The sequence below is a fragment of the Desulfovibrio fairfieldensis genome (genome assembly GCF_001553605.1).
Classification (GTDB): Bacteria; Desulfobacterota; Desulfovibrionia; order Desulfovibrionales; family Desulfovibrionaceae; genus Desulfovibrio; species Desulfovibrio fairfieldensis.
Genome location: NZ_CP014229.1, coordinates 3,115,220 through 3,134,597, shown reverse-complemented (window position 1 = coordinate 3,134,597; position 19,378 = coordinate 3,115,220). Strand labels below are relative to the sequence as shown.

The 19,378-nt window shown below is 62.9% G+C and carries 12 protein-coding genes; 4 read left to right on the top strand and 8 right to left on the bottom strand.

Annotation, left to right across the window (positions count from 1 at the left end):
• From AXF13_RS13175 to AXF13_RS13150, 6 genes are all read right to left on the bottom strand, one after another.
• Positions 1-2,016: a putative bifunctional diguanylate cyclase/phosphodiesterase gene (locus AXF13_RS13175; protein ID WP_083522100.1), complete on the bottom strand. Its 2,016-nt coding sequence runs from the start codon at positions 2,014-2,016 to the stop codon at positions 1-3.
• Positions 2,017-2,138: 122 nt separating this feature from the next.
• Positions 2,139-3,512 carry an L-serine ammonia-lyase gene (locus AXF13_RS13170; RefSeq protein WP_062253926.1) on the bottom strand — a complete coding sequence of 458 codons (1,374 nt, stop codon included), beginning with the start codon at positions 3,510-3,512 and terminating at the stop codon, positions 2,139-2,141.
• Positions 3,513-4,385: 873 nt separating this feature from the next.
• On the bottom strand, positions 4,386-6,713 hold the full coding sequence (locus AXF13_RS13165; RefSeq protein ID WP_062253924.1) for a hydratase: 2,328 nt from the start codon (positions 6,711-6,713) through the stop codon (positions 4,386-4,388).
• 41 nt (positions 6,714-6,754) lie between these two features.
• Complete coding sequence (locus tag AXF13_RS13160; protein WP_062253922.1) at positions 6,755-7,435, bottom strand: LysE family translocator; 681 nt, start codon at positions 7,433-7,435, stop codon at positions 6,755-6,757.
• A 215-nt stretch (positions 7,436-7,650) separates the two neighbouring features.
• Positions 7,651-8,790, bottom strand: coding sequence for an NADP-dependent isocitrate dehydrogenase (icd, locus tag AXF13_RS13155; RefSeq protein WP_062253920.1), 1,140 nt, complete (start codon positions 8,788-8,790; stop codon positions 7,651-7,653).
• Positions 8,791-8,864: 74 nt separating this feature from the next.
• Positions 8,865-10,709 carry a triose-phosphate isomerase gene (locus AXF13_RS13150; RefSeq protein ID WP_062253918.1) on the bottom strand — a complete coding sequence of 615 codons (1,845 nt, stop codon included), beginning with the start codon at positions 10,707-10,709 and terminating at the stop codon, positions 8,865-8,867.
• A gap of 246 nt (positions 10,710-10,955) precedes the next feature.
• Between AXF13_RS13150 and AXF13_RS13145 the strand changes: the two genes are divergently transcribed.
• The 4 genes from AXF13_RS13145 (at position 10,956) to thrC (ending at position 16,885) form a co-directional block, all read left to right on the top strand.
• Entirely contained in the window at positions 10,956-11,630 is a 675-nt protein-coding gene (locus AXF13_RS13145) for an amidase family protein (protein ID WP_236887147.1), read from the top strand.
• 542 nt (positions 11,631-12,172) lie between these two features.
• Positions 12,173-14,353, top strand: a complete 2,181-nt coding sequence (locus tag AXF13_RS13140; RefSeq protein WP_062253916.1) for a ribonuclease catalytic domain-containing protein — start codon at positions 12,173-12,175, stop codon at positions 14,351-14,353.
• A 339-nt stretch (positions 14,354-14,692) separates the two neighbouring features.
• A complete protein-coding gene (gene plsY / locus AXF13_RS13135) occupies positions 14,693-15,286 on the top strand; it encodes a glycerol-3-phosphate 1-O-acyltransferase PlsY (protein ID WP_062253914.1) in 594 nt (197 codons plus the stop codon).
• Between the two features lie 189 nt (positions 15,287-15,475).
• Positions 15,476-16,885, top strand: coding sequence for a threonine synthase (thrC, locus tag AXF13_RS13130; protein ID WP_150116222.1), 1,410 nt, complete (start codon positions 15,476-15,478; stop codon positions 16,883-16,885).
• A gap of 74 nt (positions 16,886-16,959) precedes the next feature.
• Here thrC and AXF13_RS13125 read toward each other — a convergent pair whose 3' ends face one another.
• On the bottom strand, positions 16,960-17,682 hold the full coding sequence (locus AXF13_RS13125) for an aspartate/glutamate racemase family protein (protein ID WP_062253910.1): 723 nt from the start codon (positions 17,680-17,682) through the stop codon (positions 16,960-16,962).
• A gap of 186 nt (positions 17,683-17,868) precedes the next feature.
• Positions 17,869-19,302: a sodium:solute symporter family protein gene (locus AXF13_RS13120; protein WP_009302513.1), complete on the bottom strand. Its 1,434-nt coding sequence runs from the start codon at positions 19,300-19,302 to the stop codon at positions 17,869-17,871.
• Positions 19,303-19,378: the final 76 nt, after the last annotated feature.

Below are 19,378 nucleotides of genomic sequence, written 5' to 3'. Positions count from 1 at the left end.
TCAGTCGGCATCATTGCGCGCGGCCGGGGGAAGCGCGGCGCGGCAGACAGGCCGCCGGGGCATTTTGGAGAGCGGGGAAATGCCGTTGGTTTTGCGGGCTGCCATTACACGGTTCAGGTTCGGGCAACGGCGCGGCTCTCTCTCTCTCTCTCTCTCTCTCTCTCTCTCTCTCTCTCTCTCTATGGCCGTTTCGTATTCCTGTTCAGGCATGGGCTTGAAAAAAACGTAGCCCTGCACCAGATCACAGTGGACGCTCTTCAGAAAGGCGACCTGATCCGGCGATTCCACGCCTTCGGCCACGGTCTGGATATGGAGCTTGCGAACCAGCCCGATGATGCTCTCAACCAGGATGGCGTCCTTTTCCTTATTCTCGCCGTCAATAAAGAACAACCTGTCGATCTTGAGCGTGTCGATGGGCAGGCTTTTCAGCAGGCTGAGCGAGGAATAGCCCTTCCCGAAATCGTCAATGGAACAGGAAAAGCCTTCCTGCTTCAGCTTTTTCACGATTTCGGTCATCAGCTCGAAGTTGTCGCAGGCGATGGATTCCGTAAATTCAAGGTCCAGCAGGCCGTTCGGGATCCGGTAACGATTTTTGACGGCCACATAGGCGGCCACAAAGTCCGCTTCGTAAAACTGGAGCCGGGAAATATTCACCGAGACCGGCAGGACGGGCCGCTCTTCGTCCAGCCTGCGGCGCAGGGAACGGCAGACGCTTTCAAAGACGTACTGGTCCAGCTCGGCGATAAGATGGTTTTTTTCAAAAACAGGGATAAACCTGTCGGGCGGGATGATCCGGCCGTCGGGTTTTTTCCAGCGCACCAGAGCTTCCGCACAGGCGATGGCGCCGGTGCGCAGATCCACCTTGGGCTGATAATAGACGATGAATTCCCCGTCGTTCAGGGCTTCCTGCATCTGGCTGACAAGGCCTTTCTCCTCCAGCAGGTTGTCGCGGATGCTTTCGTCGTAGAAGGCATATTTGGCATGGGCGCCGTTTTTGACCGTCTTGCGCGCGAAATTGGCCCGGTCCAGAATGTTGTCTATGACCAGGTCGCCGGGGGCGTCCTCCAGGCAGCAGATGCCGCAGCATACCGGCAGGGTCTGCTTGTGCCGGGATTTGTGCATGAAATCCGTGATGTCGGCGTCAACGGACTGCTGGCGCGCAAGAAGCTCTTCTTTGTCCTCATAGCGGCGCAGGATTACGAAATTGTCCGCCGAGATACGGCTGAAAATCTCATTTTCCTTGAGTTCCTTGCCGATAATGCGGGCGTATTCCCTGAGGACCGTGCTGCCGTATTCATAGCCGAACACATCGTTAATGTATTTAAAGTCGGCGAAATCAGCATAGGCCACGGCATAGCGCGTGCTTTCGCCGGTGCTGATCAGCTCCTTGGCCTCGCGCTTGAAGCGTTCCAGGTTATACGCGCCCGTCAGGGGGTCCCGATCCGCCATGTCGTTCAGATTTTTGTTCAGATTCTCCAGCAGAAGCATTTTTTTGCCGTAGGCCCAGAGAATGAACAGCCAGGTCAGCAGCAGAAAAGCCGCCATGAGCACGATCAGGCGCAGGAGCATGGAGGTTTCTTTGTGGGCGAAGGACTCCGCGGCAAAGACCGTCTTGTTCGCCAGGTCAAAATAGTCCTCGCTGGCGCGCAGCAGGGCGGCGGACGCGGTCTTGTCCTGTCTGGCGGCCAGGATGTCCTCTTTCAGCGTTCCCCAGAGCCGCTGGAGCTGGAATAAGTTATTGTTGTATTCCAGGTTGTCGGGCCTGATCAGGCCGTACGGCCCTTCGCCGGTACGCAGTTCATTCTGGATGCCGTCAAGATAGGCGATCAGATCGTCGCGCGGCTCTTGCGCCAACTCCAGTTTCACAAGGCGCTGGGTCGCGCCCCGCACGATGCCCACATAGTTGATCAGCCGGCCGTAGGTCTGGGATTGGTCGATGGAATAGATCGCGCCCACGCCAAGCAGAACCACCAGCAGGAAGAGGGTCTTAAGACCGAAATTCAGCATGTTCTGCATAGTTGCGCGGACCCCGAAAAATTTTTACGCTACCCTACGCCATAACCAAAATTTTGTTAAGAGAATAAGGGCAGTGCGAAGAATTTCGGCGCGCTTGGCGGCTGTGGGCTCCGTGGTCCGGGTCAGTTCCGGTAGGCCTCGCCGATGGCTTGGGCCAGTCCGCCCAGGGAGGTTTCCTTGTAGCGGGCCTGGAGGTCTATTCCGGTACGGTACATGACCTCAATGATCTTATCCAGAGAAACCACGCGCTGGCGGCCGTCTTCCAGGCGGGAGAGCTGGGCGCAGTTCACGGCGCGTTCGGCGGCCACCCCGTTGCGTTCGATACAGGGGATCTGCACCAGTCCGCCCACGGGGTCGCAGGTCAGGCCCAGATTGTGCTCCATGCCGATTTCGGCGGCCACCTCCACCTGCTTCACGCTGCCGCCGGTGACCGCGCAATAGGCCCCGGCGGCCATGGAGCAGGCCACGCCCACCTCGCCCTGGCAGCCCACTTCCGCGCCGGAGATGGAGGCGTTCAGCTTGTAGAACAGGCCGATGGCGCCGGCCGTGAGCAGAAAGTCCCGCTCGCCCCGCTCCGTGGCGTGGGGATAGAAGTTGGTATAGTACATCAGCACCGCCGGTATGATGCCCGCCGCGCCGTTGGTGGGCGCGGTGACGATGCGTCCGCCCGAGGCGTTTTCCTCGGCCACGGCAAAAGCATAGAGCATGGGCCAGAGGCTCAGGTCGCGGCGGCCCGTGGCCTGGAGCGCGCTGACCTTGCGCAGCAGGTTGGGGGCCCGGCGTCGTACCTTGTAGCCGCCGGGCAGCACGCCGTCCGTGCAGCAGCCCCGCTCCACGGATTCGCGCATGGTGCTGATGATGGTCGCCATGCGCGCGGCCACTTCCGCTTCGGAGCGCCAGAAAATTTCGTTGGCCAGCACGATGTCGGCAATGCTTTTGCCCTCCCGCTCGCAGATGGCGAACAGTTCACCGGCCGTGGCGTAAGGATAGGGCGGTGTGGGATATTCCTCTTGCGGGGCGTCGAAATCCTCTTCGGTGCGGATGAAGCCGCCGCCGACGGAATAATAGGTTTTGGACAGCAGGGACGCGCTGTCGTCGGCAAAGGCCGTAAGCGTCAGGGCGTTGGAATGGCGGGGCAGAAAGAGCCCCTTGTGCACCAGCATGTCCCGCGCATAGACAAAGGGCACGGCCCGTTTTCCAGCCAGCAGCAGGTCCGCGTCGTTTTTCAGCGCGCTGACCCGCCCGGCCAGATGAACCGGTTCCACGCTGTGCGGCTGCTCCCCCTCCAGGCCGCTGAGCACCGCGCCCATGGTGCCGTGCCCGTCGCCGGTGAGCGCCAGGGAACCGTAAAGATCAAGCTGGACGCGGGCCGTCGTGTCCAGCAGGCCTTTGCCGCGCAGCTCGTCGGCAAAGGCTTTGCCCGCCAGCATGGGACCTACTGTGTGGGAACTGGACGGGCCGATGCCGATTTTGAACAGGTCGAACACGCTGAGCATGGTTTTCTCCGCCTAGGATTATTTATCATCAGTATGACGGAATATCCATGCGGAGTCGAGGGCGGAGGCTGACCGGCAGGGCCAATACGTTGTTATACGCGCCAGCCCTGACGAAAACTAATATCTTCATTGACATGCTCCGATCCCGTCCGCTATTTGTGATACACGGAGCTTAAGAACTCCTGCAAGCAAAGGCCGACTTTTATGTTGGCGATCAACGCTTTTTCGTTACTGGAAAAGCGTGTCTCTTGGCTTTTACAGCCGGGAGTGGGCTAATACAAGACCGGTTAACCGGAAATATGCCCGCCGCGCTTGCACGGTTCTTAGCTCCCGGCTGTTGTTGCTTCGACAAAGCCAATAAGAAAATGCAAGAGGTGCCTTATGTCTCCTTCAACTCCTCCCATTGTCACCCTGGTGTCACAGCTCGCAGGCCGGCAGCAGACGTTCCCACGGCATGGTGGACGCGTCACGACGGGTGAATTGCAAAGTCTGCATGCCCGCGTGCATCAATTAATAGTGTTGTCCGCTCATCTGGCGAATACCATCGAGCGCATAAGAGCCAGGGCAGAGCTGGAACCGGCTGAGGCCCATGAATCTGTAAATGCTGTACCCGTTGAGCATACGGTCGCATTTGACAAGTAGATAACAAGCAATTTTCTCTACCTTCAGCCTTGCGCCGTAATCACTCGGCTTGGTTGATGAAAAACGGCGCGCGGATCATATCCGCGCGCCGTTTGTTCTGTATTGCGGCAGCCGTGTTCTGGAGCGGATTAACGTTGAGAATTGATATTTTCAACGTTGACTCGGGCTTCAGGCGCGAGCCTCCGCTTTCGCAGCCGCCGGAGCAAAGTAACTTTAAAAAGTTGCTTTGCTCTATTGCGGCTGTTTGCTGTTGTAAAAGTTGATCAGGCAGCCGTCCAGGATGATCCGGCGTTCGTCGTCCGTAAGTTCCTTGAGAGTCAGGGCGATCTGTTCGGCCCAGATTTTATGCTCGCCGTCCGCCTCGCTTTCATGCACCAGGCAGGCCAGGATATTGGGATGGGCCTTTTCCACGGCCTCGCGGATGCGCGGAATCACCAGATAGTCGCCCACACGCAGATCCTTGGCCAGATCAGCGTCAACCACAAAGGGCAGCATGCCCCAGTTGATCAGGTTGGAGCGGTAGCGCTTGGTGGCGTATTCCACGGCCAGGTTGGCCCAACCGCCCAGCACCTTCTGGCAGGAGGCCGCCTGCTCGCGTGCCGAGCCGTCGCCCGGCTTGACCGCGAAAATGGTGCTGCCCAGGCCGATGTTTGCCAGCGACGTGAGTTCGTCAACGAAATCCCCCACGCCGCAAGGCGTGCAGATTTCGCGCACGCGGGCCAGCAGCGCCGGGTCCGCCGGGTTTTTCAGGCGGGCTTTTTCCAGGGCCTGGAAGGCCTTGGCCCGCTCCACGTAGCCGGGATCCTTGCGCGACAGGGTATACTCTGCCAGCTTGAGCGGATTGGAGCGCAGGGAGGAGGTCTCGCCCGAGGGAATCAGCTCGTCCGTGGTGGTCACCGGGTCGGTGATCACGCTGACCACCTGGAGAATCAGATGCTGGGGCAGGGGGCTCATTTCCGGCCAGTCCGCGATGTTCGGGCCGAAGATCAGCGGGGTTTCCGGTTTGGGCGCGCCGAAGCCGTTGTAGACGCGGCGCTGATAGATGATGGGCTCGAAATGGTAGTTGAGGTCCACGTTCAGGCCGGGGTCGTTCCAGTCCAGATCCGTGGCCGGGGTCAGGCGGCCGCCGTTGGCCGCGGTGGCGGCAATGGAGCGGGCGTCCATGAGCGCCACGGTGGAAAGCTGGCCGTTCGAGGGCTTGGAGCCCTCGCGGTTGGGGAAGTTGCGGGTGGAGTGGCGAATGGACAAAGCTCCGTTGGCCGGGGTGTCGCCCGCGCCGAAACAGGGGCCGCAAAAGGCGTTTTTGAGCACGGCACCGGCGGCCATCAGTTTGGTCGTGGAGCCGTTGCGCACCAGGGCCAGGGCCTGCGGCTCGCTGGCCGGGTAGACAGAGAGGCTGAAGGCTTGGTTGCCCGTGCTCTTGTCGTCCAGAATGGCGGCGGCCAGGCTGATGTTTTCAAAGGAGCCGCCCGCGCAGCCCGCGATGATGCCCTGGTCCACCCATACGCCGCCCTCGCGGATCTTGCCGCGCAGGTTCAGGCTCTTGCCCGCTTCGCCGAACTGTTTCACGGCCTCTTCGTCCACGGCGGCCAGGATTTCGTCCGCGCGGCGAACCACTTCGGCCACGGGCCAGACGTTGCTGGGGTGGAAAGGCAGGGCGATCATGGGTTCGATCTTGCCCAGATCCACCCGGATCAGCCCGTCGTAGCAGGCCGGTCCCTGAAGGGCCAGTTCGGCGAAATCCTGTTCCCGCTTATGCAGGGCCAGGTACTGACGCACTTTGTCGTCCGTGCGCCAGATGGAGGACAGGCAGGTGGTTTCCGTGGTCATCACGTCGATGCCGCAGCGGTACTCCACCGAAAGACCGTCAATGCCGGGGCCCATGAATTCCATGACCTTGTTTTTCACAAAACCGTTCTTGAACACCGCGCCGATGATCGCCAGGGCCACGTCCTGCGGCCCCACGCCGGGCGCGGGCGTTCCTTCCAGCCATACGGCCACGACCTTGGGCGCGGGCACGTCGTAGGTCTTGCCCAGGAGCTGCTTGACCAGTTCCGGGCCGCCCTCGCCCACGCCCATGACGCCCAGGGCCCCATAGCGGGTGTGGCTGTCCGAACCCAGAATCATGCCGCCGCATTTGGTCATCATTTCGCGCACGTACTGATGGATGACCGCCAGATGCGGGGGCACGAAAATGCCGCCGTATTTCTTCGCGGCGGAAAGGCCGAAGAGATGGTCGTCCTCGTTGATGGTGCCGCCCACGGCGCAAAGGCTGTTGTGGCAGTTGGTCAGAGCGTAGGGCACGGGGAATTCCGTCAGGCCGCTGGCCCTGGCGGTCTGGATGATGCCCACGTAGGTGATGTCGTGGGAGGCCAGAGCGTCAAAGCGCAGGCGCAGGCCCGCGTCTCCGGCCGGGGCGGCATTGTGGGCCGCCAGAATGCGGTGGGTCAGGGTATGGGCGCGGGCGGCGTCCGGCTCCACGCCCCGTGCGCGCGCCTCGCCGACGGCAAGGACCTGCGCGCCGTCAATAACGGTGGTCTGGTCAAAAAGCTGGATCATGGGAAACCTTCTTCAGTAGTGTTGACGTTGAAGCCGCCCGGTCAGTCGGCATGCGCCGCGGCCAGTTTGAGGCCGAAGGCGATGAACACGACGCCGGTGCAGCGGTGCAGCCATTGCTGGAAACGGGGATTTTCAAAGGCCCTGCGCACCTGGCCCAGAATATAGGCCAGGGACACGTACCAGAGCAGACAGAGCAGCGACATGATGCCGCCCAGTTCCAGAAACTGGGGGACAAGGGGCATGTGCGGGTTCATGAACTGCGGCAGGAAGGTCAGAAAAATCAATACGGCCTTGGGATTGAGCAGATTAGTCAGAAAACCCTGCTTGAAGGCGCGCCACAGGACGCGGGGCGCGGGCCGCGCCGTTGTGTCCGTCATGCTTTCCGGCTCCCGGCCGGGCAGGGGCGCGGTGCGGACCACAGCCCGGCTGACGGCCCGGCCCTGGCGCAGGGCGTGGATGCCCAGCCAGAGCAGATAGGCCGCGCCAACGTATTTCAGGATGCTGAACAGAAACACGGATTGCGCGATGATGGCGGAAATGCCCAGCATGGCCGCGCTGGTGTGGATCACGATGCCCAGGGCCACGCCGCAGGCCGCGGCCTGACCCTGCCGCCTGCCGTCCAGAAGGGAAATCTTGGCGATCAGGGCAAAGTCCGGCCCCGGCAGGATGACCAGAATGGCGGCCAGGGGCACGTAGAGCAGCAGGTTTTCCAGCGAAATCATGGCAGGGCCTTCATGGAGAGGATAACAGCGACTCCGGCGGCTCAAGGGGCGCGGCCCTTTGAGAACCCCATTTATTAAGAAGCGGCGCGGCTATGTCAGCCGGTGTTTCCGGGTGACTCTCTCCATAATCACGCTAAAGAATAAAGGTTTTGACGGGTGGGGGACCGGGGGAGGGGAACTTTTACAAAAGTTCCCCTCCCCCGGAAAGGCGATCCCTACAAATTTTCTCCTATGATCTCGCCGAACTCCCGACAACCGACCACGCGCGCGCCGCTGACCTGGGCGGCCAGGTCCACGGTGACGGCCTTGGCGGCAATGGCCTTGCCCACGGCGGAGCGGATGCGCTCCGCAGCCTTGGGCAGGCCCAAATGCTCCATGAGCAGCGCGCCGCAGAGGATCACGCTGCCGGGATTGGCCTTGTCCTGCCCGGCGATGGTGGGCGCGGTGCCGTGGGTGGCCTCGAAAAAGGCCAGACTGTCGGACATGTTCACGCCCGGCGCGAGGCCCAGCCCGCCCACTTGGGCGGCCAGGGCGTCGGAAATGTAGTCGCCGTTGAGGTTGGGCGTGGCCAGCACCTGATATTGCTCGGGCCGCAGCAGGGCTTCCTGGAACATGGCGTCGGCAATGCGGTCCTTGACCACCAGACGGCCGGGCATGGGCTCTTTTTCCGTGCAGGTTTGGCCGCCGAATTCCTGCGCGGCCACATCGTAACCCCACTGGCGGAACGCGCCCTCGGTGAACTTCATGATATTGCCCTTGTGCACCAGGGTCAGACTGTCGCGGCCGTTGTCCAGGGCATAGCGCAGGGCCCGGCGCACCAGCCGCTTGGAGCCCGCCTCGGTCATGGGCTTGATGCCCACGGCGGCGGCCTCGCCCACCTTGCTCACGCCCAGCTCATCGCGCAAAAAGGCGATGAGCTTGCGGGCCTCGGGCGTATTAGCGGCGAATTCCACGCCCGCGTACACGTCTTCCGTATTCTCGCGGAAGATGACCATATCCACCCGCTCGGGATGCTTGACCGGGGTTTCCAGGCCGTCGAAATGGCGCACGGGCCGGATGCAGGCATAAAGATCCAGACCCTGGCGCAGGGCCACGTTCAGGCTGCGGATGCCCGTGCCCACGGGCGTGCCCAGGGGGCCTTTCATGGCGATGTCCGCGCCGCGCAGGGCGTCCATGGTGGTTTCGGGCAGAGGGGAGCCGGTTTCGGCCACGGCCTTTTCCCCGGCCAGCAGTTCCTGCCAGTCCAGGCGGAGATCCGATTCCTTGGCCAGGGCCGCGTCAATGACCGGGCGCGCGGCCCGCCAGATTTCCGGGCCGATGCCGTCGCCTTCGATCCAGTAGATTTTTTTGCGCATGTTCCTTTCCCGAGTTAGCGTGTTCCGCGTAAAAAGGCCGCCTTGCCGCTACGGGCAAGCGGCCTTGCGTGGTGCTATTCGCTGTCGCTGTCGACCTCGTCCTGCGAGCCGACTTCCTGTTGCAGGGCACGGGCGCGCTTGAGCAGCTGCTCCAGCTGGATGTCGCCGCTGACCACGCCCACGATGCGGTCTTTCTCGTCGGTCACCGCGCAGGACACCGTAATGACCAGCTTGCCGGTGAAGTGCGACTGATAGACGTCCATGATGTGCAGGTCGCCGGTCTTCATGGGCATCTTGAACCATTCGCGCTGCGAGAAGTCATAACCCACGGGCAGGGCTTCGTAGACTTCCTTGTATTCCGGGTCCGTGACAGCCGAGCAACGCATCTTGCCCCGGGCGTCCGTGAGGCAACAGAACTGGATGAAGGGATACTCGTGCACGAATTCATCCAGCCGGGCGCAGGCCTGCTCGCTGAGGTCGGTCAGGCCGGGACTGCGGGACAGGCGCACGATGAGATGCGCGGCCAGATCCCCGGCCAGTTGTTTCATCTGGTCGAATTCGGTGGCGAAGAGTTCGGGCATGAAGCGCTGGACCAGTGCTTCCATTTCGTCATGGGAGAAGCTGGTGGTGCGCCCGGTTTCCTCGTACACGGCCATGATGGCGTCGTAGATCTGGCCCACGGCGGGATGCTTTTTGGAAACCTGCTTGTCTTCCGCCAGATTCAGGTTGTTGTTGATCCAGTAAGCCACGCCCGCGCGGCCGGTCTTGTCGGTGATGATGATCGGCACCGGGCGCCCCAAAAGATGCTTGGTGTCGAAGATATTGTAGATTTCCTCGTTTTTGGCCAGGCCGTCGGCATGCACGCCCGCGCTGGTGGCGTTGAAGTCGCGCCCCACAAAGGGATAATTGTGCGGGATGCGGTAGTGCAGTTCTTTTTCGAAGAATTGGGCCACTTCGCTCAGAACCGTGGTGTCCGCCGCAGCGTCGTCGCCGGTGAGGGAGATATATTCCACCAGCAGGGCTTCCAGGGGCGTGTTGCCCGTGCGTTCGCCGAAGCCGAACAGGGTGCCGTTGACCGCGCCGCAGCCGTACAGCCAAGCCGTGACGCCGTTGACCAGCACCTTGTGGAAGTCGTTGTGGCCGTGCCATTCCAGCCACTGGCCGGGCACTCCGGCCTCGTCGGTGAAGGCCCGCACGATGCGCTGCACCGAGCGGGGCAGGGCCGCGCCGGGCCAGGGCACGCCGTAGCCCATGGTGTCGCAGAGGCGGATCTTCACCGGCATGCCGCTCTGGCGCGAAAGCTCCATGAGCCGCTGGGCAAGGGGCAGGCAGAAACCGTAAATGTCGGCCCTGGTCACGTCCTCGAAGTGGCAGCGCGGAATGATGCCCCATTCCAGTGCCTGGCTGGCCAGGTCCACATACATGTCCATGGCCTGTTGGCGGGTTTTGCCAAGTTTGAGAAAGATATGGTAGTCGGACACGCTGGTGAGCATGCCGGTCTCGTCGAATTCCATGTCCCGCACCAGCTTGAGGTCTTCCTTGGTGGCGCGGATCCAGGCCGTGACCCTGGGGAAGCGGTAGCCGCGCGCCCGGCAGACATCGATGCACTTGCGGTCCTTGGCCGAGTAGAGAAAGAATTCCGACGCCGTGATCAGCCCGGTTTTGCCGCCCAGGCGGTGCAGGAAGTCGAACATTTTGGCCACCTGCTTGACCGTGTAGGGCGGCCTGGCCTGCTGGCCGTCGCGGAAGGTGGTGTCGGTGATGCGCATCTGCTCCGCCGGACGCGGGGCCAGCAGCACTTCGTCGAAAGACGTGCGGCAAATGCTCGTATAGGGAAAAAGTTCACGGTAGAGTTGGGGCTTTTCAGGCTCGTGCAGATTCAAGACGCGGTTGCCGCCCGGCTGGTGAATGATGCTCATGGGCTGTGTCTCGCTCGTGCGCGCCCTTGGGGCACGGTAGGAATTGAGGCTATAAAAATTTTGTATAGCCGCTTCCCGCCCGCTCGTCCAGTGCGCGGTCCTTCTTCCACTCCTCCGGCGCGTCGGAATTCCCGGTCGAAGCGCTGGCCCGCATCCGGCCTCGCGCCACAGACCCGCCGCATTTGTTCCGGATTGCAAAAGTATTCGATTACGGTAACACTGATTAAGTATGAGAATCTCAAGGGCGTGAAGATCGCGCTGGACTATTTTGAGGACTGGCTGCCGGAGGGCGTCGACGCTTCCGTGCGGGATTCGCTGCGCAATGCGGCAGAAGTGCTGCGCGGACAGGGAGCCGTGGTGGAGGAGGTCAGGCTGGGCTGGACCAACGCTCAGATATTCCCCATCTATATGAACGGCCTGCTCTCCACCGGCATCGGCGCCATGTTGCTGGCCGCCGAGCCTCAGCAGGAGCTGATGACGAGCTACGCCCGGCAGGCGCTCAAATCGGCGCGCAACGGCGGGCCCGAGGCCATGGCCGCCGCCGATGAGCTTGCGGCCAGGCTCCACCGGCACCTGCAACAGGAGGTTTTCGGCAAGGGCTGCCGGGCCTTGCTCATGCCGACCCTTGCCACGCCCTATTTCCCGGCGGACAACGATCCGACGAAGGATGCCCTGACGATCAACGGCAGGCCCGTGAAGGGACCCGGATATATACTGACATATATCTGGAACCTGCTGAGCCGTTATCCGGTGGTGGACGTGCCCGTGGGCGTGGCCCCCAATAATATCCCCATGGGTATGCAGGTGGTGGGCAATACCTTTGACGATCTGGCCGCCTTCCGGGTGGCCGCCGGATACGCGCGGACGGGCCTGCGCCTGTACCACGGCGATCTGTTCCCGGATTACCGGGACAAAGCCTAGGACCCGGCGGCTTGGGGCCGCCGGGCCGTGTCATCGCGCCGTCTGAAAAATCCGTGCCCTTTCTGTGGGGAAGGGCACGGATTTTTCAGACGGCGGCGTCAAAGCGGTTTCATCTTGAAATTGTTCCGGCAGGGGGCGAAAATCCTTATTTAGAAACAGCTCCTAGCGGGCATGGCTGTTGACGACGCAGAAGTCCTGGACAGTGAAGCCGCCGCCTGAGCATGGACGCATTTTCACCGCAACGCTGCCCTAAAACTCAAACTTCATGCTCAGCCAGCCGGTATGCACCTCCTGCTGCGCGCCGTATTCGCCGGCATAGGCCCGGATTTCCTCTTCATTGGGGTCGAAGACCCCGCGGCCCACCGCCGCGCTAGGCGGCCCAAATGCCGGGAGGCGTAAAGCCCCGTACCCGCAGGGCAGAATAAAACAACGAGCGGGAAACGGAATGACCTTGGCAGAGGCCCAAGACTTGCCAGAACGGCAAAAATGCTGGATTCTCTGCGTCGGGCTGCCATGAGGATGTTCGGACTAAAGGAGCGTTTATGCCGGGTTGTGTGCGCTATCCCGCGCCGGGCTGCATTGTGGAATATATGGAGGGCAATGCCGTCCAGATCGCCATGGTCACTGAAGAAGTCGGGGGCCGCCTGCGCCTTTTGCTGCCTAATCGGCGGGAAACGCGGCTGACGGCGGCGCGCCTGCTACCCTGGCTCGGGCCGCTGCACGCGGCCGACGCGGGCCGGGAAGAGGCGGTGCGCCTGCTGGAAACACACAAAAAGGCCAGGGAGGAACTGGCCGCCGCGGTGCCGGTCATGGACGCCTGGGAACTGGCCCAGGGCGAAGTGGCGACGGCCCAGGCCCAATGGTTCGCCGAGCTCTTTGTCAGCGATCCGGACCCGGACCATGTGTCCGCTTACGGCCGCGCGCTGCTGGCCTGCAAAAGCCATTTTCGTTTCCAGCCGCCGGATTTTCAGGTCTTTTCCGCTGAAACCGTGGAAAAGCGCCTGGCCGAGCAGAAAAGCCGGGAGGAACGCGAGGCGCTTATCGCGGGCGGGGCGGCTTTTTTCCGCCTGCTCTGGGATGTGGCCTGCAAAAAGCGTCCTCTGCCGCCCCCGTCCGCCCCCTCCGGACGGTCCGGCGCGGAAAGCGGTTCGGAATGGCCCGCGCCCGAAGTGGCGGATCGCCTCAAAGAGTTGCTGCGCGCCCGGATGATTGATCCGGAAAGCCAGGAGCATGAAGCGCTCTGGCGCATGCTCGCCAAGGGCCTGCCCGACGTGCCGCATCTGCCCCTGCAACTGCTGGTCGCCTGGGGCGAGTTGCCGCCGCACTACAATTTCTGGCTGGACCGGGCCGACTACGCGCCGGACGATACATGGTGGCAGGAGCACGCCGACGAGGTGGAGGCCCTGGCGCGGGCGGCCTGCGGGGACGACCCGGCAGCGGCGGACCTGCCGCTCTGCGAGCTGCCCTTTGTGAGCATTGACAGCGCCAGCACCCGCGACGTGGACGACGCCTTTTTCGTCCAGAGCGACGGCGCGGGGTGCAGCCTGACCCTGGCCCTGGCCTGTCCGGCCCTGCTCTGGCCCTTCGGCGGGCCGCTGGACAAGGCCGTGCTGCACCGGGGCACCAGCATTTATCTGCCGGAAGGCACATGCCACATGCTGCCCGAGACGCTGGGCACCGGGGCCTTTTCCCTGCTGGCGGGCGAGCCGCGTCCGTCGCTCTGCGTGCGGGTGGCTGTGGACAGCGAAGGCCAGGCGGGCGCGTGCGAGGTTTTTGTCGCCAGGGCGCGTCTGGCCGCCAACCTGACCTACAAGGACAGCCAGGCCGTGCTGGACGCCCTGGCCGCGCAAGGGCGGGTGGAAACGTCCGGCGGCGCGGAGGCGGCTCTGCCGGACAATCCCGCCGCGCTCCACGCGGAGCAACTGCGCCTGGGCCTGGATCTGGCCCGGCGGCGGCAGAAGGCGCGCATCGCGGCCGGAGCCGTGATCATGGACCGGCCCGATCCGGTGATCCGCCTGGAAGGTGAAGGCGCGGAACTGCGCGTGGACGTGTCCCCGGACGATCCGGCCCCGGATGCCCAGATGCTGGTGGCGGAAACCATGATTCTGGCCAGCGCCGCCGTGGCCGAATGGGCGCGGGAGCGTGGGCTGCCCATGCTCCACCGGACCCAAGACGTGGCCCTGCCCAAGGAATACGCGGGCGTCTGGACCGCGCCCCAGGACATGGCCCGGATCATGCGGGCGCTGACGCCCTCCAGCCTGGAACTCCAGGCCCGGCCCCACGCGGCTCTGGGCCTGCCCCGCTACACCCCTGTGACTTCGCCTTTGCGCCGCTACCCGGACCTTGTCAACGAGGCCCAGGTGGTGCATTTTCTGCGCGCCGGGCAGGCACGCTGGGATGAAAGCGGTCTGGCGGAGCTGCTGAACAGCCTTTCGCCCGTGCTGGAAGCCGCCGGGCAGGTGCAGCGTTTCCGGCCCCGTTACTGGAAGCTGCTTTTCTTCCGCCAGAAGGGGGACAAGGCCTGGTGGCCCGGTGTGATCACCGAGGAGAACGACGCCTTTGTCAGCGTGAGCCTGCCGGATCAGGGCATTTTCGTGCGCGGCAAGCGCCGGATGTTCGACGAGCGGGCCTGTCCCGGCATGGCCGTGGAAGTGCGCCTGGGCAAGGTGCATCCGTTGTATAATGAGATACAGATCGTGGAGGCCGCCACCCTGGAAGGGTAGACCCGCCAGGCTGGCGCAACTGAAAGTTATTGAAAGACAGCAGGGTACACTCAGGAAATATAATTCTGAATGTTGCCCGGCATTGTTGGGCAAAGCCTCCTTTACTCCGCCGGAGCGTAGCGGAGGCGGATGGCTGGTGCCGGGGGAATCCGGCGGAGAATAAGATTTTCGTGCGCTGCCGAGGTCCGGCATTTTTCGCGCGCAGCGTACGCAGGTACGTGAGCAGCAAAAAATGCCGGATGACGCGGGCAGCGTGCGTGAGGCTGTTCTCCCCGGAGAATCGCGGCGGGCAAGATACGCCTGCCTTGGGTCAGTCCGGTTTTTCGGGAGGAGAAAAACATGCTTGTGCAGGCACTCTGGATAGCGGTGGCCTATGTGCTGGGTTCCGTGCCCTGGGGACTGGTCATCGCCAAAACCTTCTGCGGCATCGACCCCCGCACGGACGGCAGCCGCAGCACCGGGGCCACCAACGTCTCCCGGCTCTGCGGTTTCGGCTGGGGCGTGGCAACCCTGCTCTGCGACGTGCTCAAGGGCGCGCTGCCGGTCTGGGCCGCGCTGGCCATCAATCCGTCCCCTGTCTTTGTCAGCCTGACCGGCCTGGCCTGCGTGCTGGGGCATGTCTTTTCCTGCTTCATGAAGTTCAAGGGCGGCAAGGCCGTGGCCACCAGCATCGGCGTGTTTCTGCCCCTGGCCTTCTGGCAGTTGCTTATCGCCGCCGCGCTCTGCCTGCTGGTGATCTGGCGCAGCGGCTATGTCTCCCTGGGGTCCCTGACCCTGGTGGCGGCCCTGCCCCTGCTTCTGCTGCTCAGCGGCATCTGGAGCTGGCTGCCCCTGAGCCTTTGTCTGCTGGCCTTGGTGGTCTGGAAGCACCGCGAGAACATCGCCCGCCTGCGGGCGGGGACGGAAAAAAGCTGGTTAAAGAGCAAAAGCTGAAACGCGCCTTTCTTTCCCTGGGCTGCGGCAGAAGGCGGTTCCGGCCCGGGGCTGTACCATAAGAGTACTATCCCCGAACCGGGACCGCCTTCTTTCTTGCCAGGGGAAAAAATCCATCGTTTCAGAACGCCATCCACTATGGAGGAATGTTTCGTGGTACATCCTGATTTTCCGGCCTATCGCGGCCGTATGGAATACGTCTGTCTGGACTGCGGGGCGCGTTATCCCGGCGACAGCCTGCTCTACGCCTGCCCGCAGTGCGGCGGCGTGTTCCTGCTGGAAAACCTGGACTTCGAGCGCCTGAAAGAGCGCGACGGCGCGGCCTGGCGGGAGCTGTTCGATGCCCGCGCGGCCACGCGCGACACGGCGCTCAAGGGTATTTTCCGCTATTACGAACTGCTGGCCCCGCTGCTGGAGCAAGAGGACATCGTCTATCTGGGCGAAGGCCTGACCCCCATCGTGGAGGCCGCGCCCGCCCTGCGCGATCGCGTGGGCCTGCCCTTCGCCTACAAGAACGACGGCCAGAATCCCAGCGCTTCCTTCAAGGACCGAGGCATGGCCTGCGCCTTCAGCTATCTCAAATGGCTCTGCCGCCGTCACGAGTGGGACGAAGTGCTTACGGTCTGCGCCTCTACCGGCGACACCTCCGCCGCCGCCGCCCTGTACGCGGCCTATGTGGGAACGCCGCTCAAGTCCGTGGTGTTGCTGCCCTACGGCAAGGTCACGCCCCAGCAGCTCTCGCAGCCCCTGGGCAGCGGAGCCACGGTGCTGGAGCTGCCCGGCGTGTTCGACGACTGCATGAAAGTGGTGGAATATCTGGCGGAAAACTACCGCGTGGCCCTGCTCAATTCCAAAAACAGCTGGCGCATTCTGGGCCAGGAATCCTACGCCTATGAAGTGGCCCAGTGGTATGGCTGGGACGTGGCCGGGCTCTGCCTTTTCGTGCCCATCGGCAACGCGGGCAATGTCACGGCAATCATGTCCGGCTTTCTGAAAATGCTGGACCTGGGCATCATCACGAGCCTGCCGCGCGTCTTCGGCGTGCAGTCCGAACACGCGGACCCGGTCTGGCGTTACTATGCCGCGCCCAAAGAGACCCGCCACTGGCAGCCGGTGACGGTCACGCCCAGCGTGGCCCAGGCCGCCATGATCGGCAATCCCGTGTCTTTTCCGCGCGTGCGGCGGCTGGCCGAGCGTTTTGTTGAGGCGGGCGGGGAAACGGCCTTCCAGGTGGTTCAGGTCACGGAACAGCAGATCATGGACGCCATGATTCAGGCCAACCGCCACGGGCACATCGCCTGCACCCAGGGCGGCGAATGTCTGGCCGGTCTGCTGAACGCCCGTGCGCTGGGGCTCATCGGCGGCGACGAGCACGCGGTGCTGGACGCCACGGCCCACAGCCTGAAGTTCGCGGGTTTTCAGGACATGTATTTCAACGATGCCTTTCCGCCGGAATACGGGGTCACGCCGGACAAGAGCCTGGCGAACCGGCCCGAACTGCTCTTGCCGGAAAGCGCGCGCCAGGGCCGGGACGTGGCCGAATTCGCCCGCCTGGGCGCCGAGGCCGTGGTGGAACGGTTGGGTTTGAAGAGGAAATAGGCGCCACAGGATGGATGCATTGCGGGGCGGAAAGGTTTTCAACGGCCTTTCCGCCCCGGTTTTTTGGGCGTTGCCTACCGTTGATCCCATTTTCTGCGGCACACCGCATGGGCCGCGTATTCCACCAACCCGCAGATGTCGTAGACCGGGATGCCCGTCGCCTTCTGAACAGGTTCGGCAAAAGCCGAGAGATCCGTGCATTCCAGCAGCAGGGCGTCCAGGGCCTGCGTCCGCGCGAAGGCTTTTGCCGTGCCGACGATTTCCTGTTCCAGGCGGTCCAGGTCAAAATCGTGTCGCTTGTTTTCCAAGATGGTTTCCCGGAATTCGGGCTGCTCGTCCATGCCCTGAATGCGCACCGCGTCCCTTTTCGAGGCGCAGGCCGCGAAAAGCTCCGGCGTGAGCGCCGCGGCGCTGGCCGTGAGCACGCCGATGACCGCGTTTTCGCCGTGCAGCAGGCGCAGCAGCGGCAACTGCACGAGGCTTGAGAGCAGTACCGGCACCTTGAGTTCCCGCGCGATCTGCCCCTGGAAGCGGGCCATGAAGCCGCAGGAACCGGTGACGGCGCGCACGCCGTCGGCTTCCAGTTCCCGCGCGGCTTGCACAAAGGGCTCCAGCAGCTCGGGCGTGGGATTGAAGAGCAGGCGCGGGACGTCCACGCCCGTGATGACCCGCGTCACCACCGGAAAGCCGAAGGTCAGGGGATTGCGCAGATGCCCCCTGGGTTTGGGAAAGAGAGAATCCAGGCAGAGCACGCCCACGGGCGTGTCATAGTATCGTGTGCCGCCTTTCAGAATCATGGCCGTCTCCTTGCAACGCGGAAGAAGCGCGGAAAATCAGTTTTTGCGCAGATCGCGGACCCAGCCGATGATGCCGAAAAAGACCCAGACGCCGCAGGCGATGTTCAGCACAAAGGATGTATAGATCAGTATCTTGGTGAATTCCAGCATGGGAGTCTCCTGAATGATTGCGTGAACGGGCTCGGATTACAGTTGTTCCGGGGCGTACATGCCGCTTCGGGGCGGGCGGTTTTTCATGAGCTGGTGGATGACGAAGAGGACCAGGCAGTTGATGCCCATGCCCACCAGGTTGGCCGGAATGCCGAAGGGCTCGCCCAGCACTTTGTCGCTCCACAGCAGATAGCTCAAGCCGCCGATGACCATGGCGGGCGCGCCCGCGTAGGGCGAAATCCTGCCCCAGAGCAGGCCGCAGAGCAGGGGCGGAATGATGGTGGAGGGCCAGAGTTTGAAGACATAGAGCATCAGGCCGAAGACGTCCTGAAAGGTAATGGCCGCCAGAATGGCCCCGCCGCCCACCACCAGGGTGGAAAGGCGCGACTGGCGCAGCATCTGGGCCTGGGTCGCCTGGGGATTGATGAACTTGTTGTAGATGTCGCGCGTGTAGGAGACGCAGGCGGTGTTGATGAAGGCCGCGGCCGAGCTCATCACGGCGGCCAGCAGGGCGGCCAGCACCAGGCCCGTGATGCCCACGGGCAGCACGTCGCGGATCAGGTTGGTGAAGGCCAGATCCGGCTTGACGTCGGGTTGCAGGGCCATGGAGGCCAGACCGATGCCCGCCGTGGTGGCCAGGAAGAAGATCCAGTGTACGGAGAAGATCAGCACGCCCGCCTTGCTGTCCTTGGCCGACTTGGTGGAGGCATAGCGCTGGATGAAGTAGGGCGCGCAGAATTCGCCGAACAGGAAGCCGAAAAAGAGGCTGACGACCTGGATGGGTGACCAGTCCGCGAAGATTTTGAGATTGTCGACATAGGCGGGCGCGGCCTGAAGGTTGGCCATCATGACGTCGAAACCGCCGGCGTGGTCAATGGCCAGCCAGCCGCAGAGGCTTATGCCCACAATGATGATCACGTACTGGATGGCGTCGGTCATGGTCACGCCGAGCATGCCGCCGCAGCAGGTGTAGGCCAGGGTGATGGCCGAGGAGATCAGGGCCGCCGGGATCAGGTCGATGCCGGTGGCCGTCTGCATGATCGCGCCCATGGCCAGAATCTGCACGCCGAACAGCCCGAGGCAGAAGAGAAAGGAAACCACGGCGGACACAAGCCGCCCGGCATGGCCGTAGTAGAGGCCGCAGAGGTCGCCCAGGCCGTAGACGTTTTTGATGTTGTGCACGCGCCCGGCGATGTACAGGCCGGAGAAAATCTGGTTGATGACCACGCCCATCAACCCGGCGAAAACCACAATGCCCGTGGTGTGCATGAAGGCCACCCGGCCGATGGTGGCACCGCCGCCGCAGAGCGTGGCCGCGATGGCCGCGAAAAAGATGCTCATGGGCAGGCCGCGCCCGGCCACGGCGTAGTCGTCGAAGTTGGAGACCTTTTTCATGGCCCACCAGCCGATGTAAACGACCACGAAAAGGTAGAGGATGATGATGGAATAATCTATCCAGTTAATGGGCATGTCCGTCACTCCTGGGGGTTCGGGCAATTTCACGTTGAAACGGCCCTGGTGGCTGCGGAAGCAGCCGCCCGACGCG